Here is a 19,967-nt window from a genome sequence, read left to right as displayed (position 1 = left end):
CGGCGGGCCCACGGAGCAGGACCGGAGCGAGGGCATGCCGAGCCACAGCGAGGCACCGAACGACAGGGCAGAAGCGCTTTGGTTACTTTCGCGCTATTCGAAAGTGACTCGCCGTAAGGGCGAAACCATAAGACGCCACTACCACAATAACGGATATGCCCCCAACCAAAGAAGCCCCGACCAACTCAGGGCTTCAGCGGACGCTCCTGGTCTCGGTCTGATAACTCTTTACCATCGTCAGGATGCTTCCAGTCCGGTGTCGAACGCCTCTGCCGCTCGATCTCTTCTTCCGTAGGTTCATCTACCTCTTCATCCTGGTCAGGACGCTTCGGATCATTTGCCATGTTCACCTCTCTTCCTGAAGGGATCTCTTTAAAGCGTAGAACAGTTTTCCCCGCCAACGACTCACAGCCACCAACGCAGCAAAAAGAAAAACCCCATGCTCAACAACATACTGAGCAAAGTATTGCGGGTGTACAGCACCAGCCCCACCGCCACCACCGAACTGAGCAGATACGGATTATCCCACTGCAGATTCAACTGCTTGTCCGGCATGAACACGATCGGCCCGCAGATCGCCGTCAACATCCCCGGCACCGCAAAACCCAAAAACTGCCGCGCGTTGCTACTCAAGCGCACCGGCAATCGCGGTTCCAGAAACACATAGCGGTTGAGAAAAACCAACACGCCCATCCCGATAATCACCGCCCAGACCATCATGAGCGACCTCCATAGAATTTATTGCAGACAAAACCTGCCATCATCCCCGCCAGCCCCGACAGCACCAGCGCCGAACCCCATTGCCAATAGCTGAACAACACCGAGCAAAACAGCGAAACCGCCACGCACACCACCGTCGGCACGTTACGCACCACCGGGGTGATCAGGGCGATGAAAGTCGCGGCGATGGAGAAATCCAGCCCCAGATGCTCCAGGCCCGGAATGCTGCTGCCCAGCACGATGCCGGCCAGGGTGAAGAGGTTCCAGGCGATGTAAAACGTCAGGCCGACACCCAGCGCGTACCAGCGATTGAACTGCTGCTTGTCATGCTGACTGGTCAGCGCAAACAGCTCATCGGTGAGCAAGAACCCGAGCCCCACGCGCCAGCGCCCCGGCAACGGTGAAATCACCGAACGCATGCTCATGCCGTAGAGCAAATGCTGGGAGGTCAGCAACAACGTCGTCAGCAGAATCGAAAAAATCCCGGCACCGCCCTTGAGCATGCCGATGGCCACCAGTTGCGCGGCACCGGCAAACACAATGCTCGACAAGCCCTGGCCTTGCAGGGGCGTGAGGTTGGCTTCGATGGCCATGGAGCCGGCCAGCAATCCCCAAGGCGCAGTCGCCAGGGACAACGGCATGATCGCCGCGGCGCCGCGAAGAAACGCACTGCGCGGCATGAGTGAGTTGGACATAACGCTCTACAACCAGGGAAAGACCTCAGACTCTGCCAGCAGTCGCCGTCGATGGCTTGAACAATCTTGCGCTGTTTGCCATTCATCGGCTGCACGCTTGATTCGTCACGATAGTAGCAACATGATGGCGCAGCATTTTCCTTGAGGCACGGCCAGTCATGAGTTCAGTTGAAACCGACAGCGACGTCTATAAAACCCTGCTTGAATCGACCAAGGCGATTCCATGGCGGATCGACTGGAAAACCATGACGTTCAGCTACATCGGCCCGCAAATCGAGCAACTGCTGGGCTGGAAACAGGACAGTTGGGGCGGTGTGAACGACTGGGTCGAGCGCATGCACCCGGATGATCGCGACTACGTGGTGGAATTCTGCGTCTCGCAATCCCGCGCCGGCGTGGACCACGAAGCTGACTATCGGGCGCTGACGCACAACGGCGACTATGTGTGGATTCGCGACGTGGTGCATGTGGTGCGCAAGGACGGCGAAGTGGAAGCGCTGGTGGGCTTCATGTTCGACATCAGCGAGCGCAAGAAAACCTAAGAACACCTGAAACGCCTGCAGAAACAGCTCGAAGAGTATTCATTCCAGGACGGTCTGACCGGCATCGCCAATCGGCGCATGTTCGACACCGTGCTCGAACGCGAGTGGACCAGTGCCCAGCGCACCGGCTCGCCGTTGTCGTTGATCATTCTGGATATCGATTACTTCAAGCAGTTCAACGACCACTACGGCCACATCAAGGGAGACGAATGCCTGCGCCGCGTGGCCCAGACCTTGTCGCTGGCGGCCAACCGGCCACGGGATTTCATTGCCCGGATCGGTGGCGAAGAGTTCGTCTGGCTGCTGCCCGAAACCGATGCCGAATCCGCCAGACTGGTGGCGCACAAATGCCTGCACCTGATTCGCCAACAGCGGATCCCTCACGAATTTTCGGCGGTGTCGCCGCTCCTCACCCTGAGCCTGGGCGTCGCCACAACTTCCGCATCGCTGCACGCAACGACGCTGGAATTCGTCGAACAGGTCGACAAACTGCTCTATCAAGCCAAGCGCAATGGCCGGATGCGCGCCGAGTTTGCTGATTTTCGCAATTGACAAACGCCGCGCCGACTTTTAAAACTGAGCGCCTCATTCAGGGTGTCAGCAACATGTCCGCAACCTTCAACCTCAACACTGACGTCATTGGCTTGGTTGCCAAGGCGCAAGGTTGCGTTGCGCGCGCCCTCAAATCGAAGAAACAGTCGCTCATGTGACCGGGGCGCGCTGTCCCGTCAGATGAGCTGACAGGACATTGAGCGCAACGGACCACCCTCCCCTTGCTTACTGCCTACTACGCTTCTGACGGTGACGAAATCGGTCAATCCTTCAGGAGAAAGTGCATGTCATCGTTCCAAGGTATCTGGGTTCCACTCGTTACACCGTTTCATAACGACGCCATCGATTTCGTCGGGTTGCGGCGGCTGGTCGCTCACCTGCTGGACAAAGGCGTCGACGGCCTCGTGGTCTGCGGCACCACGGCGGAAGCGGCGGCCCTGAGCAAACTGGAACAACTGGCGGTGCTCGATGCGGTGCTGAAACAGGTGCCAGCGCAGCGGGTGGTCATGGGCCTGGCCGGCAACAACCTGACCGAGCTGCTGCACTTTCAGAGCCAAATCCTCAAGCGTCCCGTGGGCGGTTTGCTGGTGCCGCCACCGTATTACATCCGCCCTTCCCAGGCAGGCCTCGAAGGGTTTTTCAAGACAGTCGCCGATGCCTCCAGCGTGCCGATCATTCTCTACGACATTCCTTACCGCACCGGCGTGACCTTCGAACAGGCGACCCTGCTCAACATCGTCGGCCATGAGCGCATCGTCGCGATCAAGGATTGCGGCGGTAATCAGGCCAACACCCTGGCGCTGCTGGCCAGTGGCGACGTCGACGTGCTGTGCGGCGAAGACCACCAGATCTTCAACGCCTTGTGCCTGGGCGCCAAAGGCGCGATTGCCGCCTCGGCGCATGTCCATCCGGAACGGTTCGTGGCGCTGTATCAGCAGCTGCGCGACAACCAGTTGGCGGCCGGTCGCGCGACCTTCTTCGAACTGCTGCCGCTGATTCAAAGCCTGTTCATCGAACCCAACCCCGCCCCGGTGAAAACCGCCCTGGCCCTTGAAGGCTTGATCGGTGATGAACTGCGCGCGCCGATGCAGCGCAGCAGCGAAACCCTGGTGGCGCGGTTGAAGGACGTGCTCGCGGCGCTGAACCGCAACAATCGATAGAGCGTCGGCAACCAGCCCGAGTACCATGGAGCGATTCGCAGAGCGCATCAGGGAGGCGACATGCTTTACCGAATCGCCGCCGACGGGCTGGTGCTGTTCCACCTGTTGTTCATTCTGTTCGTGCTGTTCGGCGGACTGCTGGTGCTCAAATGGCGTCACCTGATCTGGTGGCACTTGCCCGCTGCCGTGTGGGGCGTTTGCGTGGAAGTTTTCCACTTGATCTGCCCGCTGACCGACTGGGAAAACAGCATGCGCCACGCCGCCGGGCAAACCGGCTATGGCGGCGGTTTCATCGAACATTACGTGTGGCCGATCATTTACCCGGCCGGACTGACTCCCGCCATTCAGCTAGGGCTGGGCAGCGTGGTGCTGGCGATCAACGCGTGGGTCTACCTTCGGTTGATCAGGCAATGGAAATCACGCCGGACCGCTTGAACCACCACCGAGGAGTCAGACCATGCTGTCGATTGAAGACATGGCATTGCTCGAAGCCATCCGCGAAACCGGCAGCCTGTCGCGGGCCGCGGCGCACCTGGGCAAGGCGCCTTCGACCGTCTCCTACGCGGCGCGGCAACTGGAAGAACGCTTCGACGCCTTGCTGTTCGACCGCCGTCGCTACCGCTTGCAACTCACCCCCGCGGGCGAGTTGCTGGTGAATGAAGCGGCGCGGCTGATGCAGGACGTTTCGCGCCTGACTCAACGGGTGCAGCAAGTGGCCAACGGGTGGGAGAGCCGGCTGTGGATCGTCACCGACGAACTGCTGGAATTCGAAACCTTGATCCCGGTGATCCGCGAGTTCGATGCACTGCAATCCGGCGTGCCGCTGCGCATTACCCAGGAAGTGCTCAAGGGTGTGTGGGACGCCTTGAGCGAAGGCCGGGCGGATTTGGTCATCGGCGCCACCAATGAGCCGCCGGCGATCCCGTCCTTGCGCTGGATGCAATTGGGCGACATGGAATGGGTGTTCGCCGTCTCGCCCAAACACCCGTTGGCCAAGGTCAAGGAGCCGATTTCCAGAGCGACCGTGACGCAGCATCGAGCGATTGTCGTGGCCGACTCATCGAAAACCACCGAGGGCCGGACCTACGGCGTTTCCGGTGGCCAACCGGTACTCGCCGTGCCAACGATGCGCGCGAAGATCCTTGCCCAGTGCGACGGTTTGGGCGTGGGCTGGTTGCCCCGGCATCGGGTCGGTTCGTTACTCAAGAACGGCACGCTGATTGAAAAACAGATGGCCGACCCGCGCGAGCCGAACATCATGTACGCCGGCTGGCGCGGCGATCATGACGGTCGTGCCCTGGGCTGGTGGCTGGAAAAGCTCAAGCAATCGTACCTGTCCACCCAACTGGTTCAGGGCATCGACGTGTTTGTCTGAAGACCCGGCGCTCAGTTGGCGATGACGCTCATGTTCCGGCCACTGGCCTTGGCCACATACAGCGCCTTGTCGGCGGCACCGATCAAGTCGTCGGGCTGGGCTTGCGCTGCCGGGTCGTAAGCGCAGACGCCCAGACTGACCGTCACCGTGCCTTCCGGTGCGGTGCTGTGCGCAATGCCCGCCTGCTGAACCGCGCGGCGGATTTTTTCCGCCACCAGGAATGCCCCCACATAGTCGGTGCCCGGCAGCACCACCGCAAACTCTTCACCGCCATAGCGGGCGGCCAGATCGCCGGGTCGCTTGATGTTGTCGGTGATGATCTTGCTGATGTTGCGCAAACACTGATCACCGGCCAAATGACCGGATTGATCGTTGAAACTCTTGAAGTGATCGACATCGATCATCAGCAACGCAAGCCCGGTCTGGGTGCGCCTGGCGCGGCCCATTTCCGCGTGGATGAACAAGTCGAACTGGCGTCGGTTGGAAAGACCGGTCAGGGCGTCTTCCAGCGCCAGCAACTCAAGGCTGCGGTTGACCTCGATGAGCTTTTCCTGCGCGTCCAGCAAGACGCTTTGAACCTGATTCTGCTGCTTCATGAGGCGGATGAGGCGAAAACCCAGGAAGCTCAAAAAACCCAGCAACAGAGAGACGATACCCGCGCTCAGCATCGTCTCCGCCCGCCAGCCGGTCAGGACTTCCTCCTTGTCGAGCGCGGCGAAGATCACCAGCGGATACCCCTCGACCCGTCGAAACCCCACCACCCGCTCGACACCGTCCACATAGGACTTGACCGTGGCCGTACCCGAATCACCCTTGGGCAACAGCTGCGTGAACAGCGGTCCCTTGGCAACGCTGCTGCCGATTTCAGCTTCGTTGAACGGCCGGCGAACCACGATGCTGGCATCGTCGGCAATCAGGTTGATCACACCGTTGCGGCCCATGTCGATGTTGTCGTAGAGCGCAAGGAAGTGGTTGAGGTAAAGGGTTGCCAGGGCCACGCCGGCAAACCGCCCATCCGGGTAATTGAGGCGGCGCGACACGGTCATGATCCATTCACCGCTCGAACGGCTCTTGATCGACGGGCCGATATGCGGCCCGCGGTCGGGGTGATCGCGATGGTAGATGAAATATTCACGGTCCGAATTGTTGGCGTCGGGCAGGTTGGCACCGTTGGAATTGGCGAACCATCGGCCTTTTTCGTCAAACACGAACAAGCCATGGAGCTGACTCAGTTCACTGCGCTGAGCCATGAGCAAACGCTGCAATCGGGGTAACTGCGCCGGCCCCATGCCATCGTTTTCGAGGCGGTCTACCAGGGCAAACAGCAACGTATCGGCTTGCTTGATCGACGCCCGCGCTTGCGACGCCAGGGTCTGCGCCAGGTTCGACATCGCCACTTCTTTGTCATGCAAATGGTATTGGCGCGAGTTCCAGGCTTCCCAAATCGCGATCGCGGTCATGGACAAACACACCGCCACCAGCAGCACCACGGCAGAACGAACCTTGAGCTTCGCCCCGGTCTGCTCGGTCAGCATCGACACGGCGGACCGGGATTTTTCAATGCGATCTTTAACGGATGGATTACCCATGACGTTCCCTGATTCCTGATGACATGGCGAATCTTCCCGTTCGCCCTTTTTATGACACATGACGGGTATCAGCCGCCCGGAGCAGGCGACTATGCCTCATCACACACCCGATAGGGTGATTTACCCGATAAGTATCCGCACGACTGACCCGACCAGCGGGCGGTGTTTTTCCGTTACTTGAGGCTCCCCGCCAGAAATTGCTGCAACCGCTCGCTACGCGGCTGTTCAAGAACAGTAGACGGTGCGCCCTGTTCTTCCACCCGGCCCTGATGCAAAAAGATCACGTGGTTCGACACCTGCCTGGCAAACGCCATTTCATGGGTGACCACCACCATCGTCCGGCCTTCTTCGGCAAGCTGCTGCATGACTTTGAGCACTTCGCCCACCAGTTCCGGGTCGAGGGCGGAGGTCGGTTCGTCGAATAGCATCACCTGGGGCTCCATGGCCAGCGCCCGGGCAATGGCGACGCGTTGCTGCTGGCCACCGGACAAGTGAACCGGGTACTGCGCCTCGACCTTTTTTGGCAAGCCGACCTTGGCGAGGTAGTGACGCGCCCGTTCCAGCGCCTCCGCCCTGCCGATCCCCAGCACGCTCATCGGGCACTCGATGAGGTTTTCCAGCACGGTCATGTGGCTCCACAGATTGAAGTGCTGAAAGACCATAGACAGCTTGCTGCGCATAACTTGCAGCTGCCGCGGATCGACCGCGCACAACTCGCCGCGTGAATTCTTGCGGGTCAGCAGTTCTTCGGCATTGACGATGATGCGCCCCGCCGACGGTTGTTCAAGATGGTTGATGCAGCGCAGGAAGGTGCTTTTTCCCGATCCCGAGGAGCCAATGATGCTGATCACGTCTCCCGCTTTGGCCTTGAGTGAGACACCCTTCAAAACTTCATGGCTGCCGTAGTTCTTGTGTACGTCTTCAACGATCAATTTATACATTCGAGCATGTCCAAAAAGGGTCAATGCGTGCGGGGTTTGAGGTAGGCCAGCCAGTGCAGTTCGCCGCGACGAAACAGCCAGATCAGCAAAAACGCGCTGCCGGCATACAGCACTCCGGCAATCCCGAATGCAGTAAAAGAGGCGTAGGTCGCCGAGTTGACGTCCCGGGCGATCTTCAGCAAATCGGGGACCGTGGCGGTGAACGCCACCGAGGTCGAATGCAGCATCAGAATCACTTCGTTGCTGAAAAACGGCAGGGCCCGGCGCAACGCAGAGGGCAGGACGATCCGTCGGTAGAGGGTGAACCGGCTCATCCCGTAGGCGCTGGCGGCCTCGATTTCGCCGTGAGGAGTGGCCCTGATCGCGCCGGCAAAAATCTCGGTCATGTAGGCACAGGTATTGAGCCCGAACGCCAGCACCGTGCAGTTGAAACCGTCACGGAAAAACGCGTTGAGAAAATCCTGGGAACGCACCACATGCAAGCTGTACACCCCGGTGTAGAAAAACAGCAGCTGGATGTACAACGGGGTGCCGCGAAACACGTAGGTGTAAGCCCAGACCGGCAGGCGCAGCAACGGGTTGCGGCTGACCCGGGCCATCGACAACGGCACCGCCAGCAGGAAGCCGCTCGCCACCGCAAGAATCAGCAACCACAAGGTCACCGCCAGCCCGGAAAAGTGCGGCCCGTCACTCCACAGATAAGCCTGCCAATACTCTTCGAGAATGCCGGTCATAGCACCGCCTTCCTGACACCCACCGAGTAACGGTGCTCAAGCCACATCAACACCCCGTTGGAAACCGTGGTAATGGCGAGATAGATCAAGCCTCCCACCAAGGTGAAGTAGAAGAATTGCATCGAGCCTTTGCCCGCGTCCTGCGTAGCTTTGATGACATCAGTCAGGCCGATGATCGACACCAGCGCGGTCGACTTGATCAGCACTTGCCAGTTATTGCCGATGCCCGGCAACGCGTGACGAAGCATTTGCGGGAAGAGGATTTTGCCAAAGGTTTTGCCACGGCTCATGCCATAGGCCCGCGCCGCTTCCATCTGCCCTGCCGGGACAGCCTGAAACGCACCGCGAAAGGTCTCGGTGAAGTAAGCCCCGTAGATAAAGGACAAGGTGATGACACCGGCCAGAAACGGGTCGATGTCGATCTGCGCGATGCCCAGCCAGTCAGTCATGCGGTTGAGCAGCATCTGCAAGCTGAAGAACAGCAACAGCATGATCACCAGGTCCGGCATGCTGCGAATCAGCGTCGTGTATCCGGTGGCCAGCCCGCGCAATAAACGGTTGGAGGACAACTTGGAACTGGCGCCGAACAGCCCGGCCAGGACGGCGATCAACAATGACCAGAGCGCCAGTTTGAGTGTGGCCAGGGTGCCCAGCAGGATCTGCGGGCCAAAGCCTTCCAGAAGCATTTCACTCTCCTTGTTTTTATTAGGTTGAGGTGAAGGGGGACGAGCGACGCGACTCTTTCGCGAGTGGCGTTATTTCGCGCCGTAGACGTCGAAATCGAAGTACTTTTTGTTGATCCGTTCGTAGGTGCCGTTGGTGAGAATGGTCGCCAGGGCCTTGTTCAAGTCTTCGCGCAGCTCAACATCGCTCTTGCGCACGCCGATGCCGTCACCGACGCCGAAGAAGGCCGGGTCGTCGAGGGTCGCGCCGGCGAATTCATAGTCCTTGCCTTGCGCCGTGTTGAGGAACCCGTAACTGGCCTGGATCGAGCCTTGCAACGAGGCATCGAGTCGCCCCACCACGAGGTCGGCGTACACCTGGTCCTGATTCTGATAAGACAGAACGTCCACCCCCTTCGCGCCCCAAACGGCTTTGGCATACGCCTCCTGAGTCGAACCCTGCTCGACGCCAATGCGTTTGCCCTTGAGCGATTCAAGGGTCGGCAGCAAGCCCGATCCGCGCCTGACCACCAGCCGCGCCGGTGCATTCGATACCTTGTCGGTAAACGCAATCTGCTCCTGGCGCTTGGGCGTCACGGTCATCGACGACGCCACCGCATCGAACTTGCGCGCCAGCAGCGCCGGGATCATGCCGTCCCAGCTGCTTTCGACCCAGATGCACCGGGCTTTCAGCTCCGCACAGAGTGCCTCGGCGATGTCGACGCCGAAACCGGTCAGCGTGCCGTCCTGGTTTTTGTACTCCAGCGGCGGATACGAAGGATCGACCCCAAGCTTCAGGACTTTGCCCGACCAGTCGGCCGCCCCGGCGAGGCCCGACGCCGTCAACCACACCAGGGAAACGGCAGCAATCATCTTGTTCATTGTTATGTTCCTCTCCTGACCCTGCATGACGCTGAAAAATACGACTCTCAACGCAGAAAACGTTCGACCAACTTGACCCAATAGCTCGCACCGATCGGCAGGCATGCATCGTTGAAGTCATAGCCGGGGTTGTGCAGCAGGCAGCCGCTGTCGCCGTCGCCGTTGCCAATCACCAGGTAACTGCCGGGGCATTTTTCGAGGATGAAGGCAAAGTCCTCGCTGGCGGTGAAGGGCCGCAAGTCGTCGATCAGCCGCTCCTCTCCCAGCCACTCGCGGGCGACCTCACGGGCAAACGCGGTGGGCTCGGGGTGGTTGATCAACACCGGGTGACAATGCTGATAATCGATGTCGGCCCGGGCGCCAAAACTGGCGGCCTGACCGTTGACCAGATCGGTGATCCTGACTTCGAGCAACTGGCGAATCTCGGGGGTCAGTGCGCGCACGCTCAGGCTCATCGTGGCGCTGGACGGAATGACGTTCGAAGCGCTGCCGGCATGAATCGAGCCCACCGTGATAATCGCCATGTCCTGCGGATTGACGTTGCGCGAGACGATGCTTTGCAACGCAACGACGATCGAAGCACAGACCAGCACCGGATCGACCGCTTTGTGCGGCACCGCACCGTGGCCACCGTTGCCGATGATGTGGATGGTCACCGTATCGGCAGACGCCATGAACGGGCCGCTGTAAAAACCCAGGTGCCCGGCGGGATGACCCGGCACGTTGTGCATGGCGAAAATCGCGTCGCACGGAAAGCGTTCGAGCAGGCCTTCCTCGAGCATTTTCCGCGCACCGCCCAGCCCTTCTTCGGCCGGTTGGAAAATCAATTGCAGCGTGCCGTTGAAGGCGCGGGTTTGCGCCAGGTATTTAGCGGCCGTCAGCAGGGTTGCCGTGTGTCCATCGTGGCCGCACGCATGCATGACGCCGTCGATCCGGCTGGCATAGGGCAAACCGGTGGTCTCCTGAATCGGCAGTGCATCCATGTCGGCGCGCAAACCGATGGACCGGCCCTCGCCGTTTTTCAGGGTGGCGACAACCCCGGTTTTGCCCACGCCGGTGGTGACCTCAAAGCCCCACTGCGTCAAACACCGGGCAACCCGTTCACTGGTGACGAACTCTTCAAAGCCGAGTTCGGGGTGCGCGTGAAGGCTGTGGCGCAACGCGATCATTTCATCCTGCATCTCTGCAATGCCCGGCAAGACAGCGTCGGTGTTCATGGTTGTATTCCTTTCGCTAAGACCTGAGCAGCTGTTGAGCTGGATCTTAGGGAACGGACGCTGGGCTGGGGAGGCCCAGTTTGGTTATGATGACAACCATGAGTTGTCTCCTGGGTGAGCGGATGAAACTGCATCAATTACAAGCACTGATCGCCAGCGCCGAAACCGGCAGCATCCGGGCGGCGGCGCGTTCGCTGGACATCTCCCAGGCCGCCGTGACCAAAGCGTTGCGCGAGCTGGAAACCGCCCAGCAGCTACCGCTGTTCAGCCGAACGCCCAGCGGCCTGAACTTCACTGAATACGGGAAAGTGCTGCTGACTCACGCCCGGCTGGTGATCAAGCAACTCGAACATGCGCAAACCGAGCTCGACCACATGCGCGGCAAGGCTCAGGGTCGGCTGTGTGTCGGGATCACGCCGTGGATCGCCCTGACTTTCTTGCCCGAAGTGGTGCTGGCCTTCCGTGAACGGATGCCGGAAATCCGCCTGGAGTTGTTCGAAAGCCTGATGGCCGTGGCCCAGCCACTGTTGCGCGATGGCAGCATGGATTTCGCCATCGGCCAGCTTCACCCTTCGCAATCCACTCAGGAATTCGCCTGCGAAACCTTGCTCGATTACCAGACGTCGGTGCTGGTCCGCGAGGGTCATGCGCACCAATATGCTCGATCGATTCATGAGCTGCTGGAGCAGAACTGGACCCTGAACTATGCGCCGGACGGCCACGATGGGTTGATGCAGGAATTGTTCTGGAAACACGGCGCGCAGATCGATGAGAACCGCATCGTTCGGGCCCATTCACTGGCCATCCTGCAAATGATGGTCGAGCGCGCTGACATGTGCACCTGGGGCCCGTCCATCGTCATCATCGCCCCGCCCTTCCTCGGCCGCGTGGTTTCACTGAGGCTGAGCGAACAGTTCGAACCCCGACAGTTGAGCATCGTCACCCGACGCAATGGCTCGCTGAGCAATCCGGCGCTGTGCTTCACCGATTGCCTGTTGCAGGTCATCCGGCGCCATGCCCGCTCGGCGAAAAAGGAAGACCGGGAACTCTTTGCAACCTTGCGGCTGCGGGTTTAAGCCGGCGCAGCCTCGCGACTCGCCGCCTTCCACGCCCAAAACGTCAGCCCCATCCCGAACAGCGACGGCAACGTAACCGCCGGGAAATCCACCCACAACACGTCTGGCCCGCAGACCCCGGCGGCGACTTCCCAGAAGTGAAACAGCGCGTGAGCCGTCAGCCAGGCCGTCGCCGAGGCCCAGAGCAGAATCCGCTGCGCCGCACAGGTGCTACCGCCGATGAACGCGGCGCCAATCGCCACATAGAGCAAACCAATGTCGCGGATGAAATGCTGGTTGAACAAGCCGGTGCGTTCGACGCCAGGCACGGCGGTGTACCACAAGGAAGGATTGATCAGCATGAACACACCGTTGGCGGCCATGGCCACACCGAGGATGGCGGCGAAGATCAGGATCGGGCGCTGAAGCGAGGGGTTTGTGAGGTACGAGGTCATGAGCGTTTCCTTGCTCCCGTTCGGGAAGTGAAGGTCCAGCCTAGCCTTCACCCACCCGAAACCCCAGATCCAATGGGGCGGTTTCTGCCCACACCAGAGGTTTTACCGTGGCGTCTGCTTCATCGCCTCGAGCCACGCCGGATTCAATTGCGTCTGTTCAGTGTCAATGCCCAGCGCTTCCATCCGGGCCTTGTGCTGATCCATTTCGCGGGTCAATTGGCTGTGATCGCTGGAGTTACCGTCCAGTTCATGCATCTGGCTCAACCCCAGGTGATAGAAGCGCAACAGCTTCATGGCGGTCGGATCCCCCGCCTCCACCGCGGCCGTGACCTGATGCATGACGTTGGTGATGCTCATCAGGCTGCGCTTGAGCCGCCAGCCGTAGACAGCGGGCGCCATCCATTCCTGGCTCCAGAATTTACCGCGCATCAACGCGGCCATCAGTAACACCGCGACGAACACGCCGCCGACGTTAAACCGCAGGTTGTCGCCGCCGGGCTCGCCGAACAGGGCCACCGCCGCAGTGGACAAGACCATGGCCAACGCCAGGAAAATCAGGGCGATGATGACCGTGCTGCGTCGTGTCTGCTGGCGATAGGTGTCGGCATTTTTCGGCTGGATTTCGAACATCGCGGCAGGATTCCTTGGGGGCATGAACAAAAAGAGTGCGGGGCATTATCGCCTCTGCGAGGGTTTTAGCTATGCTGAGGCTCCTTTTCATCTTTTCATCGTCAAACGGGGGACATGGCGATACAGCGCAGTTCGTGCCATCTTCTTTCTTGGATACATACTATTCGGATGCCATTTGCCTGTATGGATGACATCGTTTTAAGGATCATTGAATGACCCAACGACAAGTAATCAACGCCTCGGTCAGCCCGAAAGGCAGCCTGGAAACCCTCTCCCAACGCGAAGTCCAACAACTGAGCGAAGCCGGTTCCGGCAGCACCTACACCCTCTTCCGCCAGTGCGCCCTGGCCATCCTCAATACCGGCGCCCATGTTGATAACGCCAAGACCATCCTTGAAGCCTACAAAGATTTCGAAATCCGCATTCACCAGCAGGACCGTGGCGTACGCCTCGAACTGCTGAACGCCCCGGCCGACGCCTTCGTCGACGGCGAAATGATCGCCAGCACCCGGGAAATGCTCTTCAGCGCCCTGCGCGACATCGTCTACACCGAAAACGAACTCGACAGCCAGCGCATCGACCTGAGCAACTCCCAGGGCATCAGCGACTACGTCTTTCACCTGCTGCGCAACGCCCGCACCTTGCGCCCCGGCGTCGAGCCGAAGATCGTGGTGTGCTGGGGTGGCCACTCGATCAACACCGAAGAATACAAATACACCAAGAAAGTCGGCCACGAACTGGGCCTGCGCAGCCTCGACATCTGCACCGGTTGCGGCCCCGGCGTGATGAAAGGCCCGATGAAAGGCGCGACCATCGCCCACGCCAAGCAACGCATTCATGGCGGTCGCTACCTCGGCTTGACCGAGCCCGGCATCATCGCCGCCGAAGCGCCGAACCCGATCGTCAACGAACTGGTGATCCTGCCGGACATCGAGAAACGTCTGGAAGCGTTCGTGCGCGTCGGCCACGGCATCATCATTTTTCCGGGCGGCGCCGGCACGGCCGAAGAGTTCCTGTACCTGCTCGGCATCCTGATGCACCCGGACAACGCGGGCCTGCCGTTCCCGGTGGTCCTCACCGGGCCGAAACATGCCGCGCCGTACCTGGAACAACTGGATGCCTTCGTCGGCGCCACGCTGGGTGACGCCGCGAAGCAGCACTACGAAATAATCATCGACGACCCGGCAGAAGTCGCGCGGTACATGACCCAGGGCCTGAAAGCGGTGAAACAGTTCCGCCGCGAGCGCAACGACGCGTTCCATTTCAACTGGCTGCTGAAAATCGACGAAGGCTTCCAGCGCCCGTTCGACCCGACCCACGAAAACATGGCCAACCTCAAACTGAGCCGCGACCTGCCGGCCCACGAACTGGCCGCCAACTTGCGCCGCGCGTTCTCCGGCATCGTCGCCGGCAACGTCAAGGACAAGGGCATCCGCCTGATCGAAGAACACGGGCCGTACCAGATCCGTGGCGATGCCGCGGTGATGCAACCGCTGGATCAACTGCTCAAGGCGTTCGTCGCCCAGCACCGGATGAAACTGCCGGGTGGCGCGGCGTATGTGCCGTGTTATCGGGTGGTTGCGTAACAAAGCCCATGTAAGCTGTTGCGCCACGTGCCGAAGCAATCGCTTCGGCACACTGCATTCTATGGAAAGAGAAACTGTGATGCGCCAACGCAATGCTGCCAGGCTCCTGGTCCTCAACCCCTCCAGTCAGGTGCTGCTGTTTCGCTTCCAGCACAAGGGCGACGCCCTCGACGGTCGCGACTATTGGGCGACGCCTGGGGGTGGCCTGGAAGAAGGTGAAACCTTCGAAGCCGCCGCCATTCGCGAACTGCTTGAAGAAACCGGTCTGCACGTCGACACCGTGGGCACGAGCGTGAGAGAGCGCAGGTTTCAGATGATGTTGCCCAGCGGCGAATCGGTCCTGGCCGTGGAACGCTACTTCGTCGTCCGGGCGAATAGTGAACAGCTGACACGCGATGGATGGACGGAAGATGAAGCGCGGGTCATGACAGAGCATAAATGGTGGTCAGTCGCCGAACTGCAAGAAACCCGCGAAACCGTGTGGCCAGAGCGCTTGATCGACATGCTTGAAAACGCGTGACCGCTCCCGATTTACAAAGCACCGCCAATCCCCTGTGGGAGCGGGCTTGCTCGCGAAGGCGGAGTGTCAGTCGACACATTTGTAATTGTCCGGTTATGGCAAGGACATGTCGATGTATGGACTGGAGGACTACACCGTCGTACGGCATGTGATGTTCAAGCATTAAAAGCATCGCCAGCAGGCTGGCTCCCACATTGGGAATACATTTCCCCTGTGGGAGCCAGCCTGCTGGCGATGGCGTCAACTCGGTTTCAAGGCAGAAAATCGAGCACATGAACGAAAAATTTCCGCATGGCGGTCAGAAGCTGATACACCATCGCGAGCAAGTTCGCTCTTACAGTTGGGGCGGGAACGTCTGTAAGAAATTGGTTGGCTGTCAGGCCACCTTCGCGGGCAAGCCTCGCTCCTACAGAAAATCACAAGCAGAGCGGCGTACGCTTTTGATTCTCACCACTCATCAGGCCGAGCGTTAGCTCGCCTTCAGCTTTTGACTTTGACGCACCGCCCCATCAGGCCGCCTTCGCGGGCAAGCCTCGCTCCTACAGAAAATCACAAGCAGAGCGGCGTACGCTTTTGATTCTCACCACTCATCAGGCCGAGCGTTAGCTCGCCTTCAGCTTTTGACTTTGACGCACCGCCCCATTAGGCCGCCTTCGCGGGCAAGCCTCGCTCCTACAGAAAATCACAAGCAGAGCGGCGTACGCTTTTGATTCTCACCACTCATCAGGCCGAGCGTTAGCTCGCCTTCAGCTTTTGACTTTGACGCACCGCCCCATCGTAAGGCCGAGTGGAGGTTCTGCGCAGTGGGCAACTCGGCATGGATGCCGGGTTAGCCGCCCCCGGCCATGGATGGCCGATGGCGGCGGGCCCACGGAGCAGGACCGGAGCGAGGGCATGCCGAGCCTAGGCGAGGCACCGAACGAAAGGGGCAAAAGCCCTTGGTTACTTGGGGCTCTTCCAAGTGACACGCCGTAAGGGCGTAACCAATATCAGCCATTACCGCAAAAACGGATATGTACACGACAACCAACCAAGAACCTGGCCGGCCCAAAGGCCGCCAATATCAACCCCCCTGATTACCACACTCCGCAAACTTGCTGTAATCCAGCACCTTCTGCACACCACTGGAATCCAGGTAAGTCATCCGCGCATTCACAATGCCACAACCGGCGCCGCCATCTTCTACAGTGGAAATAACCTGCTTAATATCCAAATGAGTGCCAAATGCGTGCGTCTGGCTATCGGCATGCGCCGAAAAAGCCGCAACGCTCAGCACCGCGAAGACGCTTGCAGCAAAGAGTTTGTTCACGTTCATGATGATGTCCTCAGGGTTGCAATGGAGAGTGGTACGAGGCAAGTCGTCCTGTCTCGATGGAACCCATTCAATCAACCCGAGGTATCTGCCATGTGTCGTAAAACCGCCGCTATTAAGGCGTAAGGTGTCACACAGATGCCTGGATACAGTTCGGTACATACGCACCCGAAAAAAACGGTGCGAATAATAAGAGGGTTGAGCAATGGAACATGTGAACCACATCCTGATCGTCGACGACGATCGCGAGATTCGCGAACTGGTGGGCAATTACCTGAAAAAGAACGGCCTGCGCACCACAGTCGTCGCCGACGGCCGGCAAATGCGCAGCTTTCTCGAAGCCAACACCGTCGACCTGATTGTGCTGGACATCATGATGCCCGGCGACGACGGCCTGCTGCTGTGCCGCGAACTGCGCTCGGGCAAGCACAAAGCCACGCCGATCCTGATGCTCACCGCACGCAACGATGAAACCGATCGCATCCTCGGCCTCGAAATGGGCGCCGACGATTACCTGACCAAACCCTTCGCCGCCCGCGAATTGCTGGCGCGGATCAACGCCGTGCTGCGGCGCACCCGGATGCTGCCGCCCAACCTGTTGATCACCGAAACCGGCCGGCTGCTGGGCTTCGGCCGCTGGCGCCTGGACACCACCGCCCGCCACCTGCTGGACGAGGACGGCACAATGGTCGCCCTGAGCGGAGCTGAATATCGACTGCTCCGGGTGTTCCTCGATCACCCGCAACGGGTGCTCAGCCGCGACCAACTGCTCAACCTGACCCAGGGCCGCGACGCCGATCTGTTCGACCGCTCCATCGATTTGCTGGTGAGCCGTCTGCGCCAACGGCTGATGGACGACTCCCGGGAGCCGACCTACATCAAAACCGTGCGCAGCGAAGGCTATGTGTTTTCGTACCCGGTGGAACTGCTCGGCGCGCAGTCATGAATCAGCGCTGCGCCGAACACCCAACGCCCTGATGCTCTTGTAGGAGCTGTCGAGTGAAACGAGGCTGCGATCTTTTGATCTTTCCCGAGTTCACTTTCACATCAAAAGCAAGAGCAAAAGATCGCAGCCTCGTTTCACTCGACAGCTCCTACAGGGGGCGTGTGTATTGCAGTGTGTCTGGGAGGTCTTGGGATACAAACGCTTTAACTCGACGGATATTTTGAAACAGGCCAGATACGTCGCTGCGCTCAACTGTGCGGATTGCCCACCACAGGTTGAGTGTGTTCCCCATGACTGACCCCATCAACACCAAACGCCGACACTTCCTGCAAATCGCCGGTATCGGTGCGGCGAGCCTTGCCGCGAGTAACTTGCTGAACATTGGTACGGTTCAAGCGGCGCCAACGCCAGCGAAACCCGCTGCTGCACTGACACCGATCAAGCAGATCCGCGCCGGCGTCCTCGACATCGGCTACTACGAGGCCGGCCCGAAAACCGGCCCGGTGGTACTGTTGCTGCACGGGTACCCTTACAGCATTCAGAGTTTCGAAGAGGTTGCACCGTTGCTCGCCGCTCGCGGTTTCCGGGTGATCGTGCCGCACTTGCGCGGCCATGGCACCACCCGCTTCATCGACGCGGCCACCCCGCGTGCCGGCCAGCAAGGCGCCATCGGCGACGACGTGATCGCCTTGATGGATGCCCTGAACATCAAGACCGCCGTGTTCGCCGGTTTCGACTGGGGCGGCCGCGCGGCCTGTGTCGCCGCCGCGCTCTGGCCGGAACGCTGCACCGGGCTGGTGAGCGTCAACAGCTACCTGGTGCAGGACATCGCCCACGCCACGGCGCCGATCCCGGCGAAGATCGAATCGGGCCTGTGGTACCAATATTACTTCCAGACCGAACGCGGCCGCCTCGGCCTGACCGCCGACCCCGCCGGCATCGCCAAAGTGATCTGGACCCGCAACTCGCCGGGATGGGCTTTCGACGATGTCACCCTGACGCGCACCGCCGTCCATTTCAACAACCCGGACTACGTCGATGTGGTGATCCACTCCTACCGCCATCGCCTCGGCCTGGCTGACGGTTATCCAGCCTACGTCGACATCGAAAAACGCCTGGCCGCCCTGCCGCCGATCACCCAGCCGGCGATCACCCTCGATGGCCTCACCGACGGCAACTACCCGGCCGGCGATGGTTCGTCCACGGCCAAGCGATTCACCGGCAAACGGATTCACCGCCAAGTGCCGAATGCGGGACACAACCTGCCGCAGGAAGCGCCACAAGCGTTTGCCGATGCAGTGATCGATGTAGCGGCGATGTAACGATGATTTCCCTGCCCGATCTGCTGCGGTTTTCCGTGGGGCTTTTACTGGCGGCAGTGCTCTGCGTCAGTATTGATGCCAGCAGAGCCCGGGCGGCGGAACCGGGCGTGGCACCGCTCGAATTACTCGTGCTCGGCTCGGGCGGGCCGGGCGCTGGCGGCCGGGCCGGCGCCGGCTACGTGGTGCTGCTCGACGGCACACCGCGCATTCTGTTGGATGCCGGACCGGGGACGTTCGTGCGACTGGGTGAAGCGAAGCTCGATATTCGCCACCTGGACATCGTTTTGCTGACGCACTTGCATGTCGATCACGTGGCGGAACTGCCGGGCATCGTCAAGGCGCGGGCCGTGGCGTCACGTTCCGCTATCTACTTCCAGGTCTTCGGCCCCGGTGGCGCACAGCCCTTCCCTTCCACACGCCATTACATCGACCTGATGTTCGGCAAGGACGGCGCCTTCAGCTATTTGCAGGATTTCGCCGGGACCGTGGCGTTCAACACCACTGACATCGATAACGCCACGACCGCCAACACCATTCTCAGCGAGGACGGCCTGCAGATCACTGCGGTGGCCGGCCATCACCGCGACGCCCCGGCCGTGATCTATCGCGTCGACTACAAAGGCAAAAGCATCACTTTCAGCGGTGACATCGACGCTCACGGCCACGCCGCATTGACGCGCATCGCCAAGGGCTCGGATTTGCTGGTGTTCAATGCCGCCGTGCTGGATCCGCCCGACTCGCCGCCAGCGCTTTACGCGTTGCACACCGCGCCGGGCGATATCGGCAACATCAGCGCCGCCGCCGACGTGTCGAGCCTGTTGCTCAGCCATCTGTCCCGAGATATCGATGAGTCCCGTGACGCCGTAGTGCAATCGATCCGCCGCAGCTATCAAGGGCCGGTGCAGTTCGCCGAGGATGGCTTGCGCGTCCGGCCGTAAACGGTTTTGTATCGGTCTGTATAAGAACCCGCGACAGATACGCAACCCTCGATTTCGCGGCATTCACGCACACATCAGCGATACACCCGAGCGTTTAACTGTGAACACCAGATAGCAGCAGCTACTGACTCACT

General features: G+C 60.2%; 21 protein-coding genes and 1 pseudogene. 10 read left to right on the top strand and 12 right to left on the bottom strand.

Annotated elements, in window-relative coordinates:
- Positions 1–185: 185 nt before the first annotated feature.
- The 3 genes from ACIPL2_RS16655 to ACIPL2_RS16645 form a co-directional block, all read right to left on the bottom strand.
- The gene (locus ACIPL2_RS16655) at positions 186–344 is read right to left on the bottom strand and encodes a hypothetical protein (RefSeq protein ID WP_401357977.1); all 159 of its coding nucleotides are present in this window, start codon (positions 342–344) and stop codon (positions 186–188) included.
- A gap of 61 nt (positions 345–405) precedes the next feature.
- Positions 406–717, bottom strand: a complete 312-nt coding sequence (locus ACIPL2_RS16650; protein ID WP_401357983.1) for an AzlD domain-containing protein — start codon at positions 715–717, stop codon at positions 406–408.
- Positions 717–1,415 (bottom strand): AzlC family ABC transporter permease, encoded by a 699-nt coding sequence (locus ACIPL2_RS16645; RefSeq protein ID WP_401357975.1) that lies wholly within the window; start codon positions 1,413–1,415, stop codon positions 717–719. Before ACIPL2_RS16645 ends, ACIPL2_RS16650 begins: the two co-directional genes overlap by 1 nt.
- A 158-nt stretch (positions 1,416–1,573) precedes the next feature.
- Between ACIPL2_RS16645 and ACIPL2_RS16640 the strand changes: the two are divergent.
- From ACIPL2_RS16640 to ACIPL2_RS16625, 4 genes and pseudogenes are all read left to right on the top strand, one after another.
- Positions 1,574–2,509 (top strand): annotated as a pseudogene (locus ACIPL2_RS16640) (diguanylate cyclase domain-containing protein).
- 284 nt (positions 2,510–2,793) lie between these two features.
- Positions 2,794–3,669 carry a 4-hydroxy-tetrahydrodipicolinate synthase gene (gene dapA, locus ACIPL2_RS16635; protein WP_401357974.1) on the top strand — a complete coding sequence of 292 codons (876 nt, stop codon included), beginning with the start codon at positions 2,794–2,796 and terminating at the stop codon, positions 3,667–3,669.
- 60 nt (positions 3,670–3,729) lie between these two features.
- On the top strand, positions 3,730–4,104 hold the full coding sequence (locus tag ACIPL2_RS16630; protein ID WP_401357973.1) for a DUF2784 domain-containing protein: 375 nt from the start codon (positions 3,730–3,732) through the stop codon (positions 4,102–4,104).
- A 22-nt stretch (positions 4,105–4,126) separates the two neighbouring features.
- Entirely contained in the window at positions 4,127–5,044 is a 918-nt protein-coding gene (locus ACIPL2_RS16625) for a LysR family transcriptional regulator (RefSeq protein ID WP_401357971.1), read from the top strand.
- A gap of 11 nt (positions 5,045–5,055) precedes the next feature.
- On the opposite strand, the gene ACIPL2_RS16620 is transcribed toward ACIPL2_RS16625, so the two are convergent.
- From ACIPL2_RS16620 to ACIPL2_RS16595, 6 genes are all read right to left on the bottom strand, one after another.
- On the bottom strand, positions 5,056–6,633 hold the full coding sequence (locus ACIPL2_RS16620) for a sensor domain-containing diguanylate cyclase (protein ID WP_401357969.1): 1,578 nt from the start codon (positions 6,631–6,633) through the stop codon (positions 5,056–5,058).
- Between the two features lie 173 nt (positions 6,634–6,806).
- Positions 6,807–7,574, bottom strand: coding sequence for an ABC transporter ATP-binding protein (locus tag ACIPL2_RS16615; RefSeq protein WP_401357967.1), 768 nt, complete (start codon positions 7,572–7,574; stop codon positions 6,807–6,809).
- Positions 7,575–7,594: 20 nt separating this feature from the next.
- Entirely contained in the window at positions 7,595–8,308 is a 714-nt protein-coding gene (locus ACIPL2_RS16610; RefSeq protein ID WP_059402690.1) for an ABC transporter permease, read from the bottom strand.
- The gene (locus ACIPL2_RS16605; protein ID WP_401357965.1) at positions 8,305–8,994 is read right to left on the bottom strand and encodes an ABC transporter permease; all 690 of its coding nucleotides are present in this window, start codon (positions 8,992–8,994) and stop codon (positions 8,305–8,307) included. Before ACIPL2_RS16605 ends, ACIPL2_RS16610 begins: the two co-directional genes overlap by 4 nt.
- Before the next feature lie 69 nt (positions 8,995–9,063).
- Positions 9,064–9,852 (bottom strand): ABC transporter substrate-binding protein, encoded by a 789-nt coding sequence (locus tag ACIPL2_RS16600; RefSeq protein ID WP_401357964.1) that lies wholly within the window; start codon positions 9,850–9,852, stop codon positions 9,064–9,066.
- 47 nt (positions 9,853–9,899) lie between these two features.
- Positions 9,900–11,069, bottom strand: coding sequence for a M20 aminoacylase family protein (locus ACIPL2_RS16595; protein ID WP_401357963.1), 1,170 nt, complete (start codon positions 11,067–11,069; stop codon positions 9,900–9,902).
- Positions 11,070–11,155: 86 nt separating this feature from the next.
- Here ACIPL2_RS16595 and ACIPL2_RS16590 point away from each other — a divergent pair, with 86 nt between their 5' ends.
- Positions 11,156–12,145, top strand: coding sequence for a LysR family transcriptional regulator (locus ACIPL2_RS16590; RefSeq protein WP_401357982.1), 990 nt, complete (start codon positions 11,156–11,158; stop codon positions 12,143–12,145).
- On the opposite strand, the gene ACIPL2_RS16585 is transcribed toward ACIPL2_RS16590, so the two are convergent.
- Positions 12,142–12,579 carry a hypothetical protein gene (locus tag ACIPL2_RS16585; RefSeq protein ID WP_401357962.1) on the bottom strand — a complete coding sequence of 146 codons (438 nt, stop codon included), beginning with the start codon at positions 12,577–12,579 and terminating at the stop codon, positions 12,142–12,144. The genes ACIPL2_RS16590 and ACIPL2_RS16585 overlap by 4 nt on opposite strands.
- A 102-nt stretch (positions 12,580–12,681) precedes the next feature.
- Entirely contained in the window at positions 12,682–13,209 is a 528-nt protein-coding gene (locus ACIPL2_RS16580) for a DUF3087 domain-containing protein (protein WP_401357960.1), read from the bottom strand.
- 212 nt (positions 13,210–13,421) lie between these two features.
- Here ACIPL2_RS16580 and ppnN point away from each other — a divergent pair, with 212 nt between their 5' ends.
- Together ppnN and ACIPL2_RS16570 are read left to right on the top strand one after the other, a co-directional pair.
- Positions 13,422–14,795 (top strand): nucleotide 5'-monophosphate nucleosidase PpnN, encoded by a 1,374-nt coding sequence (gene ppnN, locus ACIPL2_RS16575; RefSeq protein ID WP_401357958.1) that lies wholly within the window; start codon positions 13,422–13,424, stop codon positions 14,793–14,795.
- 79 nt (positions 14,796–14,874) lie between these two features.
- Positions 14,875–15,315: an NUDIX hydrolase gene (locus ACIPL2_RS16570; protein WP_401357957.1), complete on the top strand. Its 441-nt coding sequence runs from the start codon at positions 14,875–14,877 to the stop codon at positions 15,313–15,315.
- 1,063 nt (positions 15,316–16,378) lie between these two features.
- On the opposite strand, the gene ACIPL2_RS16565 is transcribed toward ACIPL2_RS16570, so the two are convergent.
- Positions 16,379–16,630, bottom strand: coding sequence for a DUF2790 domain-containing protein (locus tag ACIPL2_RS16565; RefSeq protein ID WP_401357955.1), 252 nt, complete (start codon positions 16,628–16,630; stop codon positions 16,379–16,381).
- A 202-nt stretch (positions 16,631–16,832) separates the two neighbouring features.
- On the opposite strand from ACIPL2_RS16565, the gene ACIPL2_RS16560 reads away from it, so the two are divergent.
- The 3 genes from ACIPL2_RS16560 to ACIPL2_RS16550 all read left to right on the top strand — a co-directional run bounded on the left by ACIPL2_RS16560 (position 16,833) and on the right by ACIPL2_RS16550 (position 19,833).
- Positions 16,833–17,573, top strand: coding sequence for a response regulator (locus ACIPL2_RS16560; protein WP_401357953.1), 741 nt, complete (start codon positions 16,833–16,835; stop codon positions 17,571–17,573).
- 290 nt (positions 17,574–17,863) lie between these two features.
- A complete protein-coding gene (locus ACIPL2_RS16555) occupies positions 17,864–18,895 on the top strand; it encodes an alpha/beta fold hydrolase (protein ID WP_401357951.1) in 1,032 nt (343 codons plus the stop codon).
- 2 nt (positions 18,896–18,897) lie between these two features.
- A complete protein-coding gene (locus tag ACIPL2_RS16550) occupies positions 18,898–19,833 on the top strand; it encodes an MBL fold metallo-hydrolase (protein WP_401357949.1) in 936 nt (311 codons plus the stop codon).
- Positions 19,834–19,967 lie beyond the last annotated feature (134 nt).

It is taken from the genome of Pseudomonas sp. NPDC086251 (genome assembly GCF_044746405.1).
Classification (GTDB): domain Bacteria; phylum Pseudomonadota; class Gammaproteobacteria; order Pseudomonadales; family Pseudomonadaceae; genus Aquipseudomonas.
Note: the sequence above shows the minus strand (reverse complement) of the source record. Positions and strands in the feature narration are given on the sequence as shown.